General features: G+C 62.4%; 10 protein-coding genes and 3 pseudogenes. 3 read left to right on the forward strand and 10 right to left on the reverse strand.

From position 1 onward, the window contains the following. Positions 1-44: 44 nt before the first annotated feature. The 6 genes and pseudogenes from ACZ5M5_RS20445 to ACZ5M5_RS20470 form a co-directional block, all read right to left on the reverse strand. The gene (locus ACZ5M5_RS20445; RefSeq protein WP_103309149.1) at positions 45-1,451 is read right to left on the reverse strand and encodes an ABC transporter substrate-binding protein; all 1,407 of its coding nucleotides are present in this window, start codon (positions 1,449-1,451) and stop codon (positions 45-47) included. A 235-nt stretch (positions 1,452-1,686) separates the two neighbouring features. Next, positions 1,687-1,932 carry a 4Fe-4S dicluster domain-containing protein gene (locus ACZ5M5_RS20450; protein WP_003180418.1) on the reverse strand — a complete coding sequence of 82 codons (246 nt, stop codon included), beginning with the start codon at positions 1,930-1,932 and terminating at the stop codon, positions 1,687-1,689. A gap of 24 nt (positions 1,933-1,956) precedes the next feature. Then, positions 1,957-3,687, reverse strand: coding sequence for a fumarate reductase/succinate dehydrogenase flavoprotein subunit (locus ACZ5M5_RS20455; protein WP_060741498.1), 1,731 nt, complete (start codon positions 3,685-3,687; stop codon positions 1,957-1,959). After that, on the reverse strand, positions 3,680-4,438 hold the full coding sequence (locus ACZ5M5_RS20460; protein WP_103309151.1) for a GntR family transcriptional regulator: 759 nt from the start codon (positions 4,436-4,438) through the stop codon (positions 3,680-3,682). The genes ACZ5M5_RS20455 and ACZ5M5_RS20460 overlap by 8 nt, the downstream gene beginning before the upstream one ends. A gap of 105 nt (positions 4,439-4,543) precedes the next feature. Beyond that, positions 4,544-5,204, reverse strand: a pseudogene (locus ACZ5M5_RS20465) (Gfo/Idh/MocA family protein). 89 nt (positions 5,205-5,293) lie between these two features. Then, positions 5,294-6,331 carry an AraC family transcriptional regulator gene (locus tag ACZ5M5_RS20470; RefSeq protein ID WP_464737901.1) on the reverse strand — a complete coding sequence of 346 codons (1,038 nt, stop codon included), beginning with the start codon at positions 6,329-6,331 and terminating at the stop codon, positions 5,294-5,296. A 206-nt stretch (positions 6,332-6,537) separates the two neighbouring features. Between ACZ5M5_RS20470 and ACZ5M5_RS20475 the strand changes: the two genes are divergently transcribed. Beyond that, complete coding sequence (locus ACZ5M5_RS20475; protein WP_060741494.1) at positions 6,538-7,482, forward strand: SphA family protein; 945 nt, start codon at positions 6,538-6,540, stop codon at positions 7,480-7,482. A gap of 183 nt (positions 7,483-7,665) precedes the next feature. Here ACZ5M5_RS20475 and ACZ5M5_RS20480 read toward each other — a convergent pair whose 3' ends face one another. From ACZ5M5_RS20480 to ACZ5M5_RS20490, 3 genes and pseudogenes are all read right to left on the reverse strand, one after another. Further along, positions 7,666-8,964, reverse strand: a complete 1,299-nt coding sequence (locus ACZ5M5_RS20480) for a D-arabinono-1,4-lactone oxidase (protein WP_464739431.1) — start codon at positions 8,962-8,964, stop codon at positions 7,666-7,668. A 115-nt stretch (positions 8,965-9,079) separates the two neighbouring features. After that, positions 9,080-9,451, reverse strand: a complete 372-nt coding sequence (locus tag ACZ5M5_RS20485) for a c-type cytochrome (RefSeq protein WP_103309159.1) — start codon at positions 9,449-9,451, stop codon at positions 9,080-9,082. 296 nt (positions 9,452-9,747) lie between these two features. Next, positions 9,748-10,631, reverse strand: a pseudogene (locus ACZ5M5_RS20490) (LysR family transcriptional regulator). 130 nt (positions 10,632-10,761) lie between these two features. Here ACZ5M5_RS20490 and ACZ5M5_RS20495 point away from each other — a divergent pair. Then, positions 10,762-12,405 (forward strand): GMC family oxidoreductase, encoded by a 1,644-nt coding sequence (locus ACZ5M5_RS20495; RefSeq protein WP_464737902.1) that lies wholly within the window; start codon positions 10,762-10,764, stop codon positions 12,403-12,405. A 204-nt stretch (positions 12,406-12,609) separates the two neighbouring features. Beyond that, positions 12,610-14,232 carry an MFS transporter gene (locus ACZ5M5_RS20500; protein ID WP_060741490.1) on the forward strand — a complete coding sequence of 541 codons (1,623 nt, stop codon included), beginning with the start codon at positions 12,610-12,612 and terminating at the stop codon, positions 14,230-14,232. 42 nt (positions 14,233-14,274) lie between these two features. Here ACZ5M5_RS20500 and ACZ5M5_RS20505 read toward each other — a convergent pair. Further along, positions 14,275-16,751 (reverse strand): annotated as a pseudogene (locus ACZ5M5_RS20505) (TonB-dependent siderophore receptor). Between the last annotated feature and the right edge of the window lie 87 nt (positions 16,752-16,838).

Here is a 16,838-nt window from a genome sequence, read left to right on the forward strand (position 1 = left end):
CCGCTATCGCGAGCAAGCTCGCTCCCACAGGTCATTGGCCGAAATCAGCGGGCGGCAACGGCCTGGGTGGTGGCCTCGCTGAAGTCGAAGACTTTTCCGCCCTGGGCCGTGGCAAATTGCTGGGCCTGGCCCTTGAGCAGGAACGCACTGAGCTGGCCCTTGGCATCACTGGCGAACCACGCCTGTTCGGCCAGCAGCTTGATTCCGCTGTCGCTGGCCTGGGCATAGACGGCGCGGATGCCCTTGCCTTCCTGCTTGAGGCTCGCCAGCGCGGCGAAGGCCGATTGGGCCGAGGCGTAATGGCGCACTTTCGGCTCGCCGCGCACCCAGATCTCGGCCACGTGGCGGGCGTCGGCGATTGCCTGGCCGGTCGACGCATCGCTGCTGCCCAGCGGGGTCTGGGCGTAGTTAGCCAGTTGCGCGGTGTAGTCCAGGTTCGACGCCTTGAAGGCGGCGCGGATGTACTGGTCATCGATGAAGGTATTGAGGTCCAGGCCGCGATCAGCCTTTTTCAGCAGCTTGAGGGTGTCGATGGCGGTGCCGACGGCCTGGCGGTATTCCGGTTTCCAGGTCAGGTCGCGGGTCTGCACCCCCAACGGCCCGTGGAACAGGTAGTTGACCTCGGCATCCACCCCGGTGACCTTGGCGATCAGCTCGCTGTACTTCTCCGGCTCGGCGGCCAGCAGTTGATTGGCCTCGATGGTGGCGCGCAGGTAGGCGACGACGATTTCCGGGTACTGCTTGGCATAGGCCTGGTCCACCAGCGCGCCGTGGAACGTGGGTGTGTTGGCCTGGGCACCGTCGTAGATCTTGCGGGCGAAGCCCCGGCTGGGGAACAGTTCGGCGAACGGCACGAAGTCGGCGTGGGCGTCGATCTTGCCGGCTTGCAGCGCCGAGCCGGCGACTTCCGGCGGCTGGGCAATGATGTTCACATCCTTGAGCGGATCCCAGCCCTGGGCGGCGACGGCGCGCAACAACATACCGTGAGCGGTGGAGGCGAACGGCACGGAAATGGTCTTGCCCTTGAGCTCGGCCAGGGACTGCACGCCCGACGCACTGGGCACCACAATGCCGTTGCCGCTGCCCTGGGTACTGCCCGACAGCACGCTGATGAACAGGCTGTGCTTGCCAGCGGTTTCGAACGCCACGCCGTTGAACGCCCCAGGGAAATCGGCCATGGCGCCGAAGTCGAGTTTGCCGGCGACCATCTCGTTGGTCAGCGGCGCGCCGCTGGTGAAGTTCTTCCACTGGATATCGTATCGGGCGTCCTTGTAGGCGCCGTCATGGGGCAGGTATTTATCCAGCAGGCCCAGCTCCCGGATCAACAACCCGCCGGCGGCGCAGTTGATGGTGGTGTCCTGGGTGCCGATGGCGATACGGATGGTTTCTGCCTGGGCAGGCAGGGTCAATGAAGCCAGTACCAGACCGGCGAGTGCTGCACGTAATAGCATGGGTGTGTCCCCTCGAATCATTTATTGGATGTCGTCTCCGCCACGATCAGGGCGCGGTGGGAAACGAGGGGTGTTCTGAATGTGGCGTCCGGGGGTGGCCGGATGGCTTTTGTGGTGTTTGGGTGGGCCTCATCGCGAGCAAGCTCGCTCCCACAGGTTTATCGGTGTACATAAGATCTGCGACCGGCTTCGACCCACTGTGGGAGCGAGCTTGCTCGCGATGACGTCTTGTCAGTCAGCGCAACAGATACGGAATCTCCACTTTCACCGCCCCCGTCGGGCAGTCCTTTTCACAGGGCATGCAGTACCAGCATTCGTCGAACGCCATGTAGGCCTTCTGGGTCGCCGGGTTGATCGCCAGCAGGTCCATGGGGCAGACATCGACGCAAACCGTGCAACCCTTGTGAGCGATGCATTTGTCCTCGTCCACGGTGACGGGGGCATTGGAGCGGAAAAAGATTTCCTGGGGTTGATAGGCCATGGGCGTTCTCTCTGGGTGGACGGTTCACGCCGCGTCGGCACCGACCCGCAACCGGTCGTAGGCCTGCAGTTCGTCGGCATCGAGGGCGATGACGTAGGGTTCGACGGCTTTCTTGAATGAAGTCATCGCGCCGTCATCGCCCTTCTTCAAATGGCAATGGCAGAACCAGTCGCTGTCGTTGCGTTGTGGATGATCGACCCGATAGTGGTACAGGCCCCAACGGCTTTCGGCGCGAAACAGCGAGGCACGGGCGGCCATTTCGGCGCAGTCGCGGATCACGCTGACTTCCATGGCGCGCATCAGCTCATGAGGGTTATGGGCCTTGAGCTGGTCCAGGTCGCGCTGGATATCGCTGAAGCGTTGCAGGCCGATCTGCATTTTCTTGGTGACTTTCGGCGGTTGCAGGTAATCGTTGACGAAGCGACGCAGCTTGTACTCCACCTGGGCCGGCGGCAGGCCGTGCTCGCGGTCCAGCGGTGCGTAGACACGTGCCCTCTCCCGCTCGATCTGCCCGGCATCCAGCGCCGAGAAATCCTTGCCGGCGACGAAATCCGCAGCGTTGTTGCCAGCAAACCAGCCGTAGGTGAACGCACCGAGCATGTAGTTGTGCGGCACTGCCGCCATGTCGCCGGCCGAGTACAGGCCCTTGACCGAGGTCTCGGCCCGCTCGTTGACCCACACGCCCGACGCCGAATGGCCGCTGCAAAAACCGATCTCGGAGATGTGCATTTCCACCATCTGCGTGCGGTAGTCGGTGCCGCGGTTGGCATGGAACTGACCGCGACTCGGCCGTTCGTTGCTGTGCAGGATCTCTTCGATGTTCTGGATGGTCTCCTCGGCCAGATGATCGAGCTTGAGGAACACCGGGCCATTGCCACCTTCGAGTTCCTGATGGAACTCCCACATCATCTGCCCGCTCCAGTAGTCGCACTCGATGAAGCGCTCGCCCTTGTTGTTGGCGGTGTAGCCGCCCAGGGGACCGGTGACGTAAGCGCACGCCGGGCCGTTGTAGTCCTTGATCAACGGGTTGATCTGGAAGCACTCCAGGTTCGCCAGTTCGGCACCGGCGTGATAGGCCATGGCATAACCGTCGCCGGCATTGGTCGGGTTTTCATACGTGCCCATCAGGTAGCCGGAGGCCGGCAAGCCCAGGCGCCCCGCCGCGCCGCAGCAGAGAATCACGGCCTTGGCCTTGATCACATGAAAGTCGGCGGTGCGGCAATCGAAGCCCATCACGCCGTTCACCGCGCCCGCTTCGTCGGTCAGCAACCGCGTGCAGACCAGCCGATTGGTGATGCTCACTCGCGCCCGTTTCAGTTGGCGATAAAGCACCTTCTTGATGTCGTGCCCTTCCGGCATCGGCAGCACATAAGCGCCCATGTGATGGACCTTTTTCACCGCGTAGTCGCCGGTTTCATCCTTCTCGAACTTCACGCCCCAGCGGTCCAGTTGCTCGATGGTTTCGAAGCTGTGGGTGGCATAGGCGTACACCGCCGCCTGGTTGACGATGCCGTCGTTGGCGATGGTGATTTCCTTGGTGTACTGCTCGGGCGTGGAATGGCCGGGGATGATGGCGTTGTTCAAGCCGTCCATGCCCATGCTGATGGCACCGCTGCGCTTGACGTTGGCCTTGTCCACCAGCAACACGCGCAAGTCACGGTTGCGTTCCTTGGCCTTGATCGCCGCCATGGGCCCGGCCGTGCCACCGCCGATGACGACAATGTCGTATTCCTGTTCCAGGGTGCTTCTAGTCATGGAGCTGCGTCCCTTTTTGCCGGTCGATCCGCAAGCGGTACTGGAAGGCATCGCCACGGTAATAGAGGTGTTCGAAGTCCAGGGGCTGACCGCTGGCGTCATGGGTCAGGCGCTCGATGCGCATGATGGGCGAGCCTGGTTCGACCTCCAGCGCCTGGGTCAGGTCGCTGTCGGCCAGCACCGCATCGATGGCCAGGTCGGCATGGCCCAAGGTCAAGGCGCAGTCGTTTTCCAGGATCAGAAAAATGTCGCGAGTGACCAGGTCGGCCTTTTCCAGCCGTTCACCCAGGGCCTTGGGCAGGTAGGTGATCTCCAGGGAAACCGGCTCGCGGTTGATCAAACGCACCCGTTTGATCTGCGCCACCGTGTCCCCTTCCATCAACTTCAGGCGCTCGGCCACCTGTTTGTCGGCCGCGATGAATTTGAAACTGAGCAAGCGGTTGATCACCTCGAAACCGCGCCCGGTCATGGACTCGGCCAGGCCCTGGAGAGTGCTGACGTTCTGGAAGGTCTTGGGCTTGGCCACGAACGTGCCTTTGCCGTGGATCTTGAAAATCAGGCCTTCCTTTTGCAGATCGCCCAAGGCCTGGCGCACGGTGATGCGGCTGACGCGAAACAACACGCCGAGCTCGCTTTCCGAGGGCATCTGCCCGCCCTGGGGGTATTCACCGTCGAGAATCCGCGCACGCAGCACGTCTCGCAGTTGCGTGTGCAGCGGTACGCTGTTGAGGGAAAGAACGTTGTCGGACATGGCCCTTATCACTTGTCATAACGAGTTATGACGTGATCTTAGGGAAACCGTCCGACGCTTGGGAAATACTCTTTGAGCATTAGGTTATGCCCGCGCGGGCTCGTCTCAACGGCGCTGGAGAATGCGGTCCATCACCCAGTCGGTCTTCAAGGCCTCTTCGGCCACGGCGGGATGCTTCGACTCACCACGGATATGGGCATTCATGCCGAGTACATGGTGCCACTGGATATGCTCAGGATGATGAGGGATGTCGAGGCTGACGGAGGTGTCCGTACACAGTTGCAGCGGCGCCTCATCGAACACCGAGAAGCTGATCCGCCCTTGACTGCCAATCACTTCCACACGGTCCTCACGTCGGTCAGCGACGAAGTTCCAACAGCCCATGCCTGTGGCCCCGCAGGCAAAACGCCAATTGGCCACGACCGCATCTTCTGCCTGATACAAACCGGCTCTGCGCGACATTGAGGGACATGGGTTTCTCGACGCAGCAATGTTTGCCTGCGGCAGCCACCAGCAGGCTATAGCTCAAATGACTGTCGGGCGGCGTCGCAATGTAAACCGCATCGACTTCGGGATCATCGATCAGGGCCTGCGCGTCGGTGTAGAACCTGGCGATGCCGTGGCGTCCAGCATAATCGGACACGGCCTCCAGACGTCGCCCCATCACCGCTACCAGCGCTGAACCGGGCGCCTTGTAGAAAGCCGGCCCACTCTTGCGTTCCGTCACGCTGCCACACCCGATCATGCCCCAGCGTACCGTTTTCATCGTTTGACTCATGGAATCAAGGCCCAGGCTGCGCAATGAGCCCCTCAAAAAAGGCAGGAGTTTAATCAGACCCAGCCTGAATGTCGTGGCTACAACGTTTGCCCCTCGTTGCGAAACGCGCTCGGGCTCATGCCGGTCCAGCGCCGGAACGCCCGGCGGAAACTGCGCACATCGCTGTAGCCGACTTCTTCGGTGATGCGCTCGATGGACAGATCGGGGTTGGCCAGCAGGTTCAGGGTGCGGCCGCGGCGCACTTGTTCGAGCAAGGTCTCGAAGGTCAGGCTGTGTTCGGTCAGGCGCCGACGCAGGGTGCGGCTGCTCATGTTGAGATCGCTGGCGATTTTCTCGATGTGGCTGCCACGGGTCAGGTCCCGGGCAATGGCCCGTTCCACGGTCTGGATCAGGTCGATCTTCTGGTGGACCTCGCAGGCCTCTTGCTCCAGCAAGGCCAATGCCTGGCGCAGGGCCAGCGGGTGATGATTGGGCAAGCGCATATCCAGCCAGCGCACATCGATCAACATGCGATTGTGCCGGCAACCGAAGCGCACCTCCGGTCCCAATATCCGCTGATATTCCTGGGCATAGGACGGCGCGGCGTGCATGAACTCCACGGCCAGGGGCTTGAAATCGGGACTGGCCAGCGCCCGGCCATAGACCATCAGGCTGGCGAAGAACTCTTCCACGGCAAACACCTGGATCTCGGCGAAAGGCAGGCGGCAAGTGGCCTCGACCCTGATTCGGTCAGTGGCTTCTTCGACACGGGTCACCGCGATGCCGCCGGTGGTGTGCTGGTAACGAACCCCCAGGGCGAAGGCATCGCGCAGGGTTTCGCACAACGACAAGACGTGACCCAGCAGGCCGAGGGTGCCAAGCACGTTGCGATCACCCACCCACAGCCCCAGGCCCTGGTCGGGCAACAGCTTGAGCGAACGTTGAATCATGATCACGGCCTGGCGGTAGGAAATGCGCTGGGCCGGATCTTGCAGGTCATCGAGGTCGAACCCCAGGCCGCGACACAGGCTGGCGGCATCGAAGCCCTTGTCCGCCACCACCTCGGCCAGGGTTTGCAGCAGAAATGGCGATACCAGCGCCAATTCATAGGTGGGATCGATGACTTTCATCTGCATGGGGCGGATTCCGGAGCACGTTAGGTGGCGTTTTTGTAACCGGTTATTTCATAAAGTTAGCATGAGCCGCTGGATAGAGGGGCATAAAAATCTGGCCGCCCAAGTCCCCTGTATGGCCGCCAATACCCTGCCCTGTCGGCGGCGAAGGGCTTATTTGTATGACTCGGACCTCCGGTGCATTTCCAACAATAATAATGAGCCCCCTCATGAACCCGACCCGCACGACATTCGCCTTGCAACTGACCCTCGGCCTGGCCTGCGGCGGTGCCCTGCCCGCCCTGGCGACCGAATCGGGGGTGGACAACATCGGCCCTGGCACCGACGGCTTTTTTGTGTTGCCGCTGGAGGTCGACAGCCTTCCGGACCACATGGTCGCCTTCAACCTCTACTACAACCATTACAAGGCCCGGAAATTCAACATCAGTTCATTGGGCGGCGAACTGCCGGATGTCGAAATCGAATCCACGGCAGTGGTCCCGCGCATCGATTACCTGAGCCCGTTGCGGGTGGCCGGTGGGCGCGCGGGGATCTACATCGCCCAACCCTGGATCAAGCAGGAAGTTTCGGTGTTCGGCCTGCACGACACCCGCGAGGGCATGGGCGACACGACCATTTCGCCCATCGTGCTCTGGGACATGGGCAAAAACCTGACCCTGGCCGCAGCAGTGGAAATCACCGTACCGACCGGCGAATACAGCACCGATCGACTGGCCAACACCAGCAACAATTTCTACACCTACAAGCCACTGTTTTCCTTCACCTGGCTGCCCACGGAAGACACCGAGGTGTCGATGAAAAGCACCTACAGCTTCAACCGCAAGAACAAGGACACCGACTACCGTTCGGGGCAGATTTTCCACTTCGATTACTCCGTCAGCTACCGCGTGACCGACAACTTGAGGCTGGGGCTCAACGGCTACTACCTCAAGCAGACCACTGACGACAAACAGTATGGCCGCACCGTGCAATTCGCCGGGCAAGACGTGGACGATGGCGTACGCGGCCAGGTCTTTGCCATTGGCCCGGCACTGCACCTGACCTTCCTCAAGTACGCCAGCGCCGAGATCCGCTGGGCCAAGGAGTTCGACGTGGAGAATCGCCCGGAAGGGGAAATGCTCTGGGCCAAGATCAGTATCCCGTTTGCGTTTTGACCGAGTCGCTGCTTCGCGAGCAGGCTCGCTCCCACAGCAGATGTGCAGGGGAATACAGATCCTTATGAACACCCCAAAACAATTGTGGGAGCGAGCTGGCTCGCGATAGCAATGGATCAGTTTGCATGAATGTCGACTGATGCACCGCCATCGCGAGCCAGCTCGCTCCCACAGGTTCGTGCTTCAGCTCAAACCCAGAAGCGATGAAAGATGCCCATTGAGGAACTTGCCGCCAGGGTCCAGTGCCTGGCGCACCTGGGTGAATTCAGTCCAGCGCGGGTACAGCGCCTGGAGGGCCTTGGCGTTCAGAGAGTGCAATTTCCCCCAGTGCGGACGGCCCTGGTACTTCCAGAAAATCGGCTCGATGGCGGCGAAGAAATTGTGATGGTCCATCTGGTAGTGCTGGTGCACGGAGATCGAGCAACTGTCCCGGCCTTCGAACATGCTCAAGGCAATGTCGTCGGCCTTCACGTAGCGGTATTCGATGGGAAACCAGGTGCGCAGGTCCTTGTCGCGGATCAGTGCGAGGATCTCCCGCAGGCACGCCGGGCCGTGTTCGGCCGGCACTGAGTACTCCATCTCGTTGAAGCGCACGGTACGGGCGTTGGCGTAGATGTCATGGGAATCGCCGACGCGGTCATCGAAATCGGCCACCAGCCGCAGGCTGTTGAGCAACGCTCGCCGGATCGCCGGAAAATCGCTGCCGTACTTGTCGAGGTTTTCGATCAGGGAAACGAACTCGTTGCCGCCCTCCTCCTCGGGGCTGATCGGCGGCGTGGCCGGATCCGTGGTCTCGTTCAGGGTGATCGACAGCGCATAGTCGGAATGGGTAACGACTTGCATTTCCCAGTGCTGGTTGTCCCGGGTGTTGGCATCCACGTCCTCGAGCAACTCCTCGGTTTTCGCCACCCACTGGTGCTCGCGCAAGCGATAGGCGGCGCGGTTCTGCAGGCGCACGCGGGTCACCAGCCCCAGCGCGCCAAGGGACACCCGGCCAGCCTTGAACACTTCGGCATGATGCTGGGCATCGCAATCGAGGACCTCGCCGCTGGCCGTCACCAGTTGCAGGCCGACGACCTGGGACGCGTACGAGCCAAAGGCCTTGCCGGTGCCGTGGGTCGAAGTGGCGATGGCACCGGCCAGGGTCTGGTAATCCACGTCGGCCATGTTCGGCAGTGCCTGGCCGATGGCCTTGAGCGCCGGGCCCATGCGGGACATGGGCGTGCCGCCACCGAACGTGGCTTGCAGGCTGGCCTTGTCGTGATCCAGCAGGCCACTGAAAAAACTCAGCGACAACAAGGTGCCATCGGTGGGCACCAGGGCGCTGAAGGAATGACCGGAACCCACCGGACGAATCCGCCCTTCGGCGCGGCGCACCACCTGCACCAGTTCATCGAGATCCTTGGGAGCCAGGCGCGCCGCCGGCAGGCAACTCTGCGCACCGGACCAGTTGCGCCACGGGATCAACCGCGGCGCACGCATCAGCTCGGCCAGGGCGCCCTGGCTGCCCAGTGCCGTGAAGGCGGCGACAACGCCGGCCTGTTGCAGCAACCGACGCCGTGAGTAATCCATCGTCATGCCGTAGTACCCGTATTCATTATTGGAAGTGTTGACCGGACATGAAGGCGATCAAGGCCAGGAACTGCTCCTCGGAACAGTGCATGCACAGGCCCATCGGCGGCATGCCGTTGTAGCCGTTGATCGCGTGGTCCAGCAGGGTGTCGGCGCCCTGGGCAACCCGCGGGGCCCAGGCGTTCGTATCGCCGGTCAGCGGTGCCCCGGCACCGGGGTTGGCGTGGCAGAGCTTGCAGCTGCTGTCGTAGACCTGGGCCAGGGCCGCATCGCTGGGCATGGCCGTGAATACCGTGGGCGCGGGCGGCTTGGACTCTTCGCCACACGCGGCAAGCAACGCGCCGAACGACACGACGGCAGCGGTTCGAAGCAGGAAGGAAGGCGTGATTGCCGACATAAGGCCCCTCTTGGTGGCGCAACGGTTGCGCCTTTCTTGTGGTGGGTCTGGCAGTTCCCACACTAAGGCACGCCACCGCATCGGCTTGAGGTCATTGGGGGCCATAAAAGGGGGCTTGGGCGGCCAGCACTGGAGAGTCGATGACTCTGTGGCAAGGGGATTCATTTGTGGGAGCAAGGCTTGCCCGCGAAGCAGGCGACTCGGTTTCAAGTAGACTGTGTGTTTCCTCATCGCGGGCAAGCCTTGCCCCCACAGATCGCCCCCACAGAACGGCTCGCCACAAAGGCATCGCTTGCTCAGGGGAGTAATAACCCCTGCTCGCGCTCGCACAACTGCACCACGTAATCCCACAACACCCGCAGGCGTACGGACTTGTGCAGTTCGCGGCGGGTGCTGATCCAATAGCTGCGGCGAATGGTTTCGTCTGGCAGCAACGGCACCAGCGTCGGGTCACCGCTGGCCATGTAGCACGGCAACACGGCGATCCCCAGGCCCGAGCGCGCGGCCTGTTGCTGGGCGATGACGCTGGTACTGTGGAACACCACCCGGGGTTGCGGCAAAAGCTGTTGAGGAACATCAGCTCCTGGCTGAACAAAAGGTCATCGACATAACCGATCCAGGCGTGGCGGGCCAGGTCCTCGCGGCTGCGCAACGCCGGCGAGCGGTCCAGGTAGGCCTGGCTGGCGTACAGCGCCAGGCTGTAGTCGGTGAGTTTGCGGGTCACCAGCAGGTCGGCCGCCGGGCGTTCGAGGTGGATGCTGATTTCCGCCTCACGGTTGAGGATGCTGACAAAGCGCGGCACCGCCACCAGTTCCACCTCCAGCCCCGGATAACGCTGGAACAACCCGTCCATGCGACTGGCGAGAAACATGATGCCCAGCCCTTCGGTCACCCCCAGGCGGATCTTGCCCAGGGGCGCACTGGACTGGGTGATGTCCTCCTGGGCCAGCAACGCCACGTTTTCCATGGCCTCGGCGTGCTTGAGCAACGTCTCGCCCGCCGGGGTCAGTTCATAGCCCTGGGCATGCTGGACGAACAATGCGGTGCCCAGGCTTTTCTCGATGGCCTCGATATGCCGGGCCACCGTGGCGTGGGTGGTGTTCAGGCGCCGTGCAGCCGTCAACAAACGCCCACTGCGTTGCAGTTCCAGGAAATAGCGCAGGTCATTCCAGTCGAACATGAAGCGATCCTTGAACACGCCTGAAGGCATGACTGTTTATAAACGCACAGCCACTGCGCAAAAACTAACATTCTTTTGACGAAAACTAACAACTAGGATGAGTCCCACAACAACAAGAATGAGGTCGCGAATGCAACCTGTCGTCGATGAATACGATTACGTGATCGTGGGCGCCGGCCCTGCCGGGTGCTTGCTGGCCAATCGGCTTTCGGCCAACCCGCAACACCGGGTGCTGCTGCTCGAAGCCGGTGGACGCGACAATTATCCGTGGATTCACATCCCGGTCGGCTATCTGTTCTGCATCGGCAACCCACGCACCGACTGGTGCTTCAAGACCGAAGCACAACCGGGCCTGCAAGGGCGGGCCCTGAGCTACCCGCGCGGCAAGGTCCTGGGCGGTTGCTCCTCCATCAACGGCATGATCTACATGCGCGGCCAGGCTGCGGACTACGATGGCTGGGCCGCCGAGGGCAATCCCGGCTGGGCCTGGGAAGACGTGCTGCCGCTGTTCCGCCAGAGCGAAAACCACTTTGCCGGCGCCTCCGAATTTCACGGCGCCGGCGGCGAATGGCGGGTCGAACGCCAGCGCCTGTCCTGGCCGATTCTCGATGCCTTCCGCAGCGCCGCCGAGCAGAGCGGCATCCCCAACGTCGACGATTTCAACGGCGGCGACAATGAAGGCTGTGGCTACTTCCAGGTCAACCAGAAAGCCGGGGTGCGCTGGAACGCGGCCAAGGCGTTTCTCAAGCCGGTTCGCCAGCGCGCCAACCTCACGGTGTTGACCGACGTCGAGGTCGACCGCGTGTTGCTGCGTGACGACCGCGCCCACGCTGTCAGCGCGCGCTGGCAAGGCAAGGGCATGACCTTCAAGGCCCGCAAGGAAATCGTCCTGTGCGCCGGGGCCGTGGGATCGCCGGGGATCCTGCAACGCTCCGGGATCGGCCCGCGCAGCCTGCTGCAACGCCTGGGCATCGGCGTGACCCATGAACTGCCCGGTGTCGGCGGCAACTTGCAGGACCACCTGCAACTGCGGCTGATCTACCAGTTGGAAAACGCCCGCACCCTGAACCAGATCGCCGGCACCCTGTGGGGCAAGATGGGCATGGGCCTGCGCTATCTGTACGACCGCAGCGGCCCGCTGTCCATGGCCCCCAGCCAACTCGGCGCGTTCGCCCGCTCGGGCCCGGAACAGACCTCGGCCAACCTCGAATATCACGTGCAGCCGCTGTCCCTGGAACGCTTCGGCGAACCGCTGCACAGCTTCCCGGCGTTCACCGCGTCGGTCTGCGACCTGCGCCCGCAAAGCCGTGGTCGGGTGGACATTCGTTCGGCCGACCCGCACGAAGCGCCGCTGATCCAGCCCAACTACCTGAGCCACCCCGAGGACCTGCGGGTCGCCGCCGACGCCATCCGCCTGACCCGTCGCATCGTCGCGGCCCCGGCCCTGAGCGCGTTCAAACCGGTGGAATACCTGCCGGGCCCCAGCCTGCAAACCGAAGAGGAACTGCACCAGGCCGCCGCCCGGATCGGCACGACGATTTTCCACCCGGTTGGCACGTGCCGCATGGGCCAGGATCGCGACGCGGTGGTGGATGCGCAACTGCGCGTCCACGGCATCAAGGGCCTGCGCATCGCCGATGCCTCGATCATGCCGCGCATCACCTCGGGCAACACCTGCTCGCCGACGCTGATGATTGCCGAGAAGGCGGCGCAGATGATGCTCAACCCCGCGACGAGGAACACCGACATCGAAAAAACACCTGCTACGGTCTGAAGAACAACAGAACCACCTGTGGGAGCGAGCTTGCTCGCGATAGCGGCCTGTCTGTCACCCACAAGTTGAATGTGGCGCCGTCATCGCGAGCAAGCTCGCTCCCACAAGGGGGTGAGTCGATTCAAGGAAAGTGTGTCAAATCAGGAGACGCCACCCCGGCGTCGCAGTGGAACAACAAAAACAATCACTGTGAGGGATACCGCTATGTCCGAGCATGTTCAGCCCCTGGAAGCCACGCGCAGCGCCGGCACCAGCCAGGAAACCCAGAAAGTCATCTTCGCCTCGTCCCTGGGGACGGTGTTCGAGTGGTACGACTTTTTCCTCTATGGCGCCCTGGCGGCGGTGATCAGCAAGCAGTTCTTCGCCGGGGTCAACGACACCACCGCGTTCATCTTCGCCCTGATGGCCTTCGCCGCCGGTTTCATCGTGCGGCCGTTCGGGGCACTGGTGTTCGGTCGGTTGGGGGACATGATCGGGCGCAAGTACACGTTCCTGGCCACCATCATCCTCATGGGCCTGGCGACGTTCTGCGTCGGACTGCTGCCCAACTACGCCAGCATCGGCATCGCCGCGCCAATCATTCTGGTGGTATTGCGCATGCTCCAGGGCCTGGCCCTGGGCGGCGAGTACGGCGGCGCGGCGACCTATGTCGCCGAGCATGCACCGATGGGCAAGCGCGGTTTCCATACCAGTTGGATTCAGTCCACCGCCACGTTGGGGCTGTTGCTCTCGCTGCTGGTGGTGCTGGGCTGTCGCTACTTCACTGGCGATCAGTTCGAAGTCTGGGGCTGGCGCATTCCGTTCCTGCTGTCGATCCTGCTGTTGGGCATCTCCACCTGGATTCGCCTGAGCCTGCACGAGTCGCCGGCCTTCCTGAAAATGAAAGAAGAAGGCAAGTGCTGCAAGGCGCCGATCCGCGAATCCTTCGGCAAATGGGAAAACCTGAAGGTGGTGCTGATCGCCCTGTTCAGCATCAATGCCGGGCAAGCGGTGACCTTCTACGCCGCGCAGTTCTACGTGCTGTTTTTCCTCACCCAGTTTCTGAAGATGGACCCGGCCCTGGCCAACAGCCTGCTGATTGTCAGCGTGGTGATTGGTGCGCCGTTCTTCATCTTTTTCGGCTGGCTGTCGGACAAGGTCGGGCGCAAACCGGTGCTGATGATCGGCCTGCTGCTGGCGACTGCCCTGTACTTTCCGATCTTCAAGACCCTGGCCCACTACGCCAACCCGGCCATCGACCAGGCCAGCCGCCAGGCGCCAATCACCGTGGTCGCCGACCCGGCCACCTGTACCTTCCAGTTCGACCCGGTGGGCAAGGCGCGTTTCGACAGCCCGTGCGACAAGGTCAAGACCTTCCTGGTCAAGCAAGGCCTGCCCTACAGCAGCGTCGCGGCCCCGGCCGGCAGCGCGGTGCAGGTCAGCGTCGGTGACGTGAAACTCGAAGGTTACGACGAAGCCGCCCTGCGCGGCGCAGTGACCCTGGCCGGCTACCCGCAGCAGGCCGACGCCCAGCAGATCAACCGGCCGATGATCGTGGCCTTGATCGTTGCGCTGATCATCATCTCGGCGATGTGCTACGGACCGCTGGCGGCGTTGATGGTCGAACTGTTCCCGACCCGGATCCGCTACACCTCCATGTCCCTGCCCTACCACATCGGCAACGGCTGGTTCGGCGGCTTCCTGCCTACCGTGTCGTTTGCCCTGGTGGTCTACACCGGGGATATTTTCTACGGGCTGTGGTACCCGGTGGTGATCACCGGGGTGAGCCTGGTGGTGGGCATGATCTGCCTGCGGGAAACCCGCAACGTGGACCTGGATACCAACTGAGGGCAAAACCGTGGCGAGGGCATTGGCGCCCTCGCCACCAGTTCAGAAGCGCCCCTTCAAGGTCATGGTGAAGTTGCGCGGCTCACCGTAATAGTTACCGAAGCTCTCGGTGCCGATGGTGGTGTAGTAGCGCTTGTCGAACAGGTTGTTGCCATTGAGGGCCACCGACCAGGTGTCATCGATGCGGTAGCCAACACGGCCGTTCCACACGGCATAACCGGCCTGGGTGATCTTCTCGCCCGTCGCCGGCGATACGCGGAAGTTATCGCTCTGGGCATTGACCCCGGCACCGACACTGAACCGTTCGAACGCCCCGCCGAGGGCATAATCGCTCCACAGGCGCAGCACATGGCGCGGCACGTAGCTGTTGAACGAGCCGCCGTTGAGGCTGGTGTCAATGTCGTCGAGGGTCTTGGTCTGGGTGTAGGTGTAGCCGGCCAGCAGTTGCAGGCGCTCGATGACTTCACCGCTGATTTCGGCTTCGAAACCCTGGGCGCGCACCTTGCCAGCGTTCTCGTAGCAGTAACCGTCCGAGGACGCGCAACTGGAGTTGTAGTCAGTCTGGGCCTGGTCTTTCTGCAGTGTGCGGAACAGGTTGAAGGCGCTGTTCAGGCGTCCCTCGAACCACTCGCCCTTGATCCCCAGCTCATAACTCTCGCCCACCAGGGGCTTGAGTGCCGAGCCGCTTTCGGAGCGGTAGTTGCCCTGGGGCGTGAAGATATCCGAATAGCTGGCATAGGCCGTCAGGTGCTCATTGAGGTCCAGCAACACGGCGGCAAACGGCGTGACTTGCCCCGTCTCCGTGCTCCTGGCGTGCTCCGTACCGCCCGTGAGGAACACCGAGTCGGTCTTGGAGCTGTACCAGCTCACCCGGCTGCCGACGACAAACGTCAAGGGGTCTGCCAGTTTCAGCCGCAGGGTCGAATACATGCCTTGCTGCTCGGTCACGGTCTTGACCGGACCTCCCCGCGTCGAGTTTTCGATGAAGTAACTGTCGTCCGGCTCGGGAATATGTCGGTCCGGATCGAACACATTCTGCTTCTGCGGCAACAGCGCCACCGAGAAAAAATCATCCTTGTCCGAACGACTGGCGTTGAAACCAACGATCAACTCATGTTGCTGCCCCAGGGCGTCGAACTTGCCGTCCAGATAGGCGTCGAGGCCGTAATCGACCTGGTCATAGTCATACATGCTGCCCAGCATGTTGGTGGTCGAAGTGCCTGGCGCCACCGAGCCCGATGCAAACGCGTATTTGATGTCCTGGGTATTTTTCGTATAGACACCGGCGACCTTCACGGCCCAGTCGTCGTTGAACTGATGCTTGAGGTCGCCGAACACCGTGGTCCGCTGGCTGCGCCAGGTGTTCCACGAGGGGTCCAGGCAAGTGGAACGGCTGAGTTTCAGATCGCTGCCGTCCCGGTAGCGCGGAAGCCCGCCCCAGCACGGGCTTGCATCGACGTCCTCATAGGCAACGCCCAGGCCGAGCGTCGTGTCGGGCGACAGGTCGAAGTCCAGGGCGCCGTAGTAGATCTGGTCCTTGCGCCGGGCATCATCGTAGAAATAATGCCGGCTCTGCTCGGCGATCACCGCCCTGCCCCGCACGGTGCCGGCGTCATTCAACGGGCCACCGGTATCGACCTGCCCGCGGTAATTGTCCCAGGTCCCCCCGGACAGGCTGAGCTCGGTCTGCGCCGTGGCCTGGCCGCGCTTACGAACGAAGTTGACGCCGCCGGAAGTGCCGCCCGCCCCCTTCATCATCCCGGCGGCGCCGCGCAGCACTTCGACCCGGTCGTAATAGGCCATGTCGCTGCTGAAACTGTCGGCCTGGACATAACTGTTGCCCATGTCCAGCGGAACGCCGTCGTATTGATACTGGCCAGACATGCGGAACCCGCGGGAATAGAAATACTTGCCGCCCATGGTAGAGTCGTAGACGGTGATGCCGGGGGTCTTTTCCATGACTTGATCGATGGTATTGAGGTTCTGGTCATCGAGCATCTTGCGGGTAATCACCGTCACCGATTGCGGCGTTTCGCGCAGGGAGTGCTCCCCTTGCCAATGGTGACCGCCCCCGTCGTGTAGGAGTGACTGTCCTCGGTGGTCGCCCCGAGCCGCTGTGCCTCGATGGTGGTGGCGTCCAATTCCAATGCCGAACCGCTGACCGGCGCGGGGCGCAGCACGTACGTGCCGTTGGCCTGGAGGGCGGCTTGCAGGCCACTGCCGCCAAGAATGCGGGCAAAGCCGTCGCCCACGCCGAAATCCCCCTTCAGGCCGGGGGATTGCAAGTCCCCGAGTTGCCGGGCCTCAAACGAAATGGCGACACCGGCGGCGCTGGAGAAACGGGTCAGCACATCCACCAGGCGACCAGCGCCGATATCGTAGGCCTGCACCGCGCGCTGCTGCGCCGCAGCCGCTGGAACCGGGCTGGCGTTCACGACCGTGACGCCGGCGGTCGTGACCGCCAGCAAGCTGATTTTCACTGCAAACACCAGACGGCCTGGCGCGCTCACCCACGTCATATTTCCCCTCCCCAAAACGGTCGATAAAAACTCACTGAGGAAGAGCCGAACGATGGGGACGAAAAGTGCAGGGGCTGATTTTTTTAT

The organism is Pseudomonas sp. Van50 (genome assembly GCF_055390755.1).

Bases quoted from the DNA above. Each gene is read 5' to 3' on its own strand.
- ACZ5M5_RS20445 (WP_103309149.1), bottom strand. From the start codon at position 1,451: ATGCTATTACGTGCAGCACTCGCCGGTCTGGTACTGGCTTCATTGACC.
- ACZ5M5_RS20450 (WP_003180418.1), bottom strand. From the start codon at position 1,932: ATGGCCTATCAACCCCAGGAAATCTTTTTCCGCTCCAATGCCCCCGTC.
- ACZ5M5_RS20455 (WP_060741498.1), bottom strand. From the start codon at position 3,687: ATGACTAGAAGCACCCTGGAACAGGAATACGACATTGTCGTCATCGGC.
- ACZ5M5_RS20460 (WP_103309151.1), bottom strand. From the start codon at position 4,438: ATGTCCGACAACGTTCTTTCCCTCAACAGCGTACCGCTGCACACGCAA.
- ACZ5M5_RS20470 (WP_464737901.1), bottom strand. From the start codon at position 6,331: ATGCAGATGAAAGTCATCGATCCCACCTATGAATTGGCGCTGGTATCG.
- ACZ5M5_RS20475 (WP_060741494.1), top strand. From the start codon at position 6,538: ATGAACCCGACCCGCACGACATTCGCCTTGCAACTGACCCTCGGCCTG.
- ACZ5M5_RS20480 (WP_464739431.1), bottom strand. From the start codon at position 8,964: ATGCGTGCGCCGCGGTTGATCCCGTGGCGCAACTGGTCCGGTGCGCAG.
- ACZ5M5_RS20485 (WP_103309159.1), bottom strand. From the start codon at position 9,451: ATGTCGGCAATCACGCCTTCCTTCCTGCTTCGAACCGCTGCCGTCGTG.
- ACZ5M5_RS20495 (WP_464737902.1), top strand. From the start codon at position 10,762: ATGCAACCTGTCGTCGATGAATACGATTACGTGATCGTGGGCGCCGGC.
- ACZ5M5_RS20500 (WP_060741490.1), top strand. From the start codon at position 12,610: ATGTCCGAGCATGTTCAGCCCCTGGAAGCCACGCGCAGCGCCGGCACC.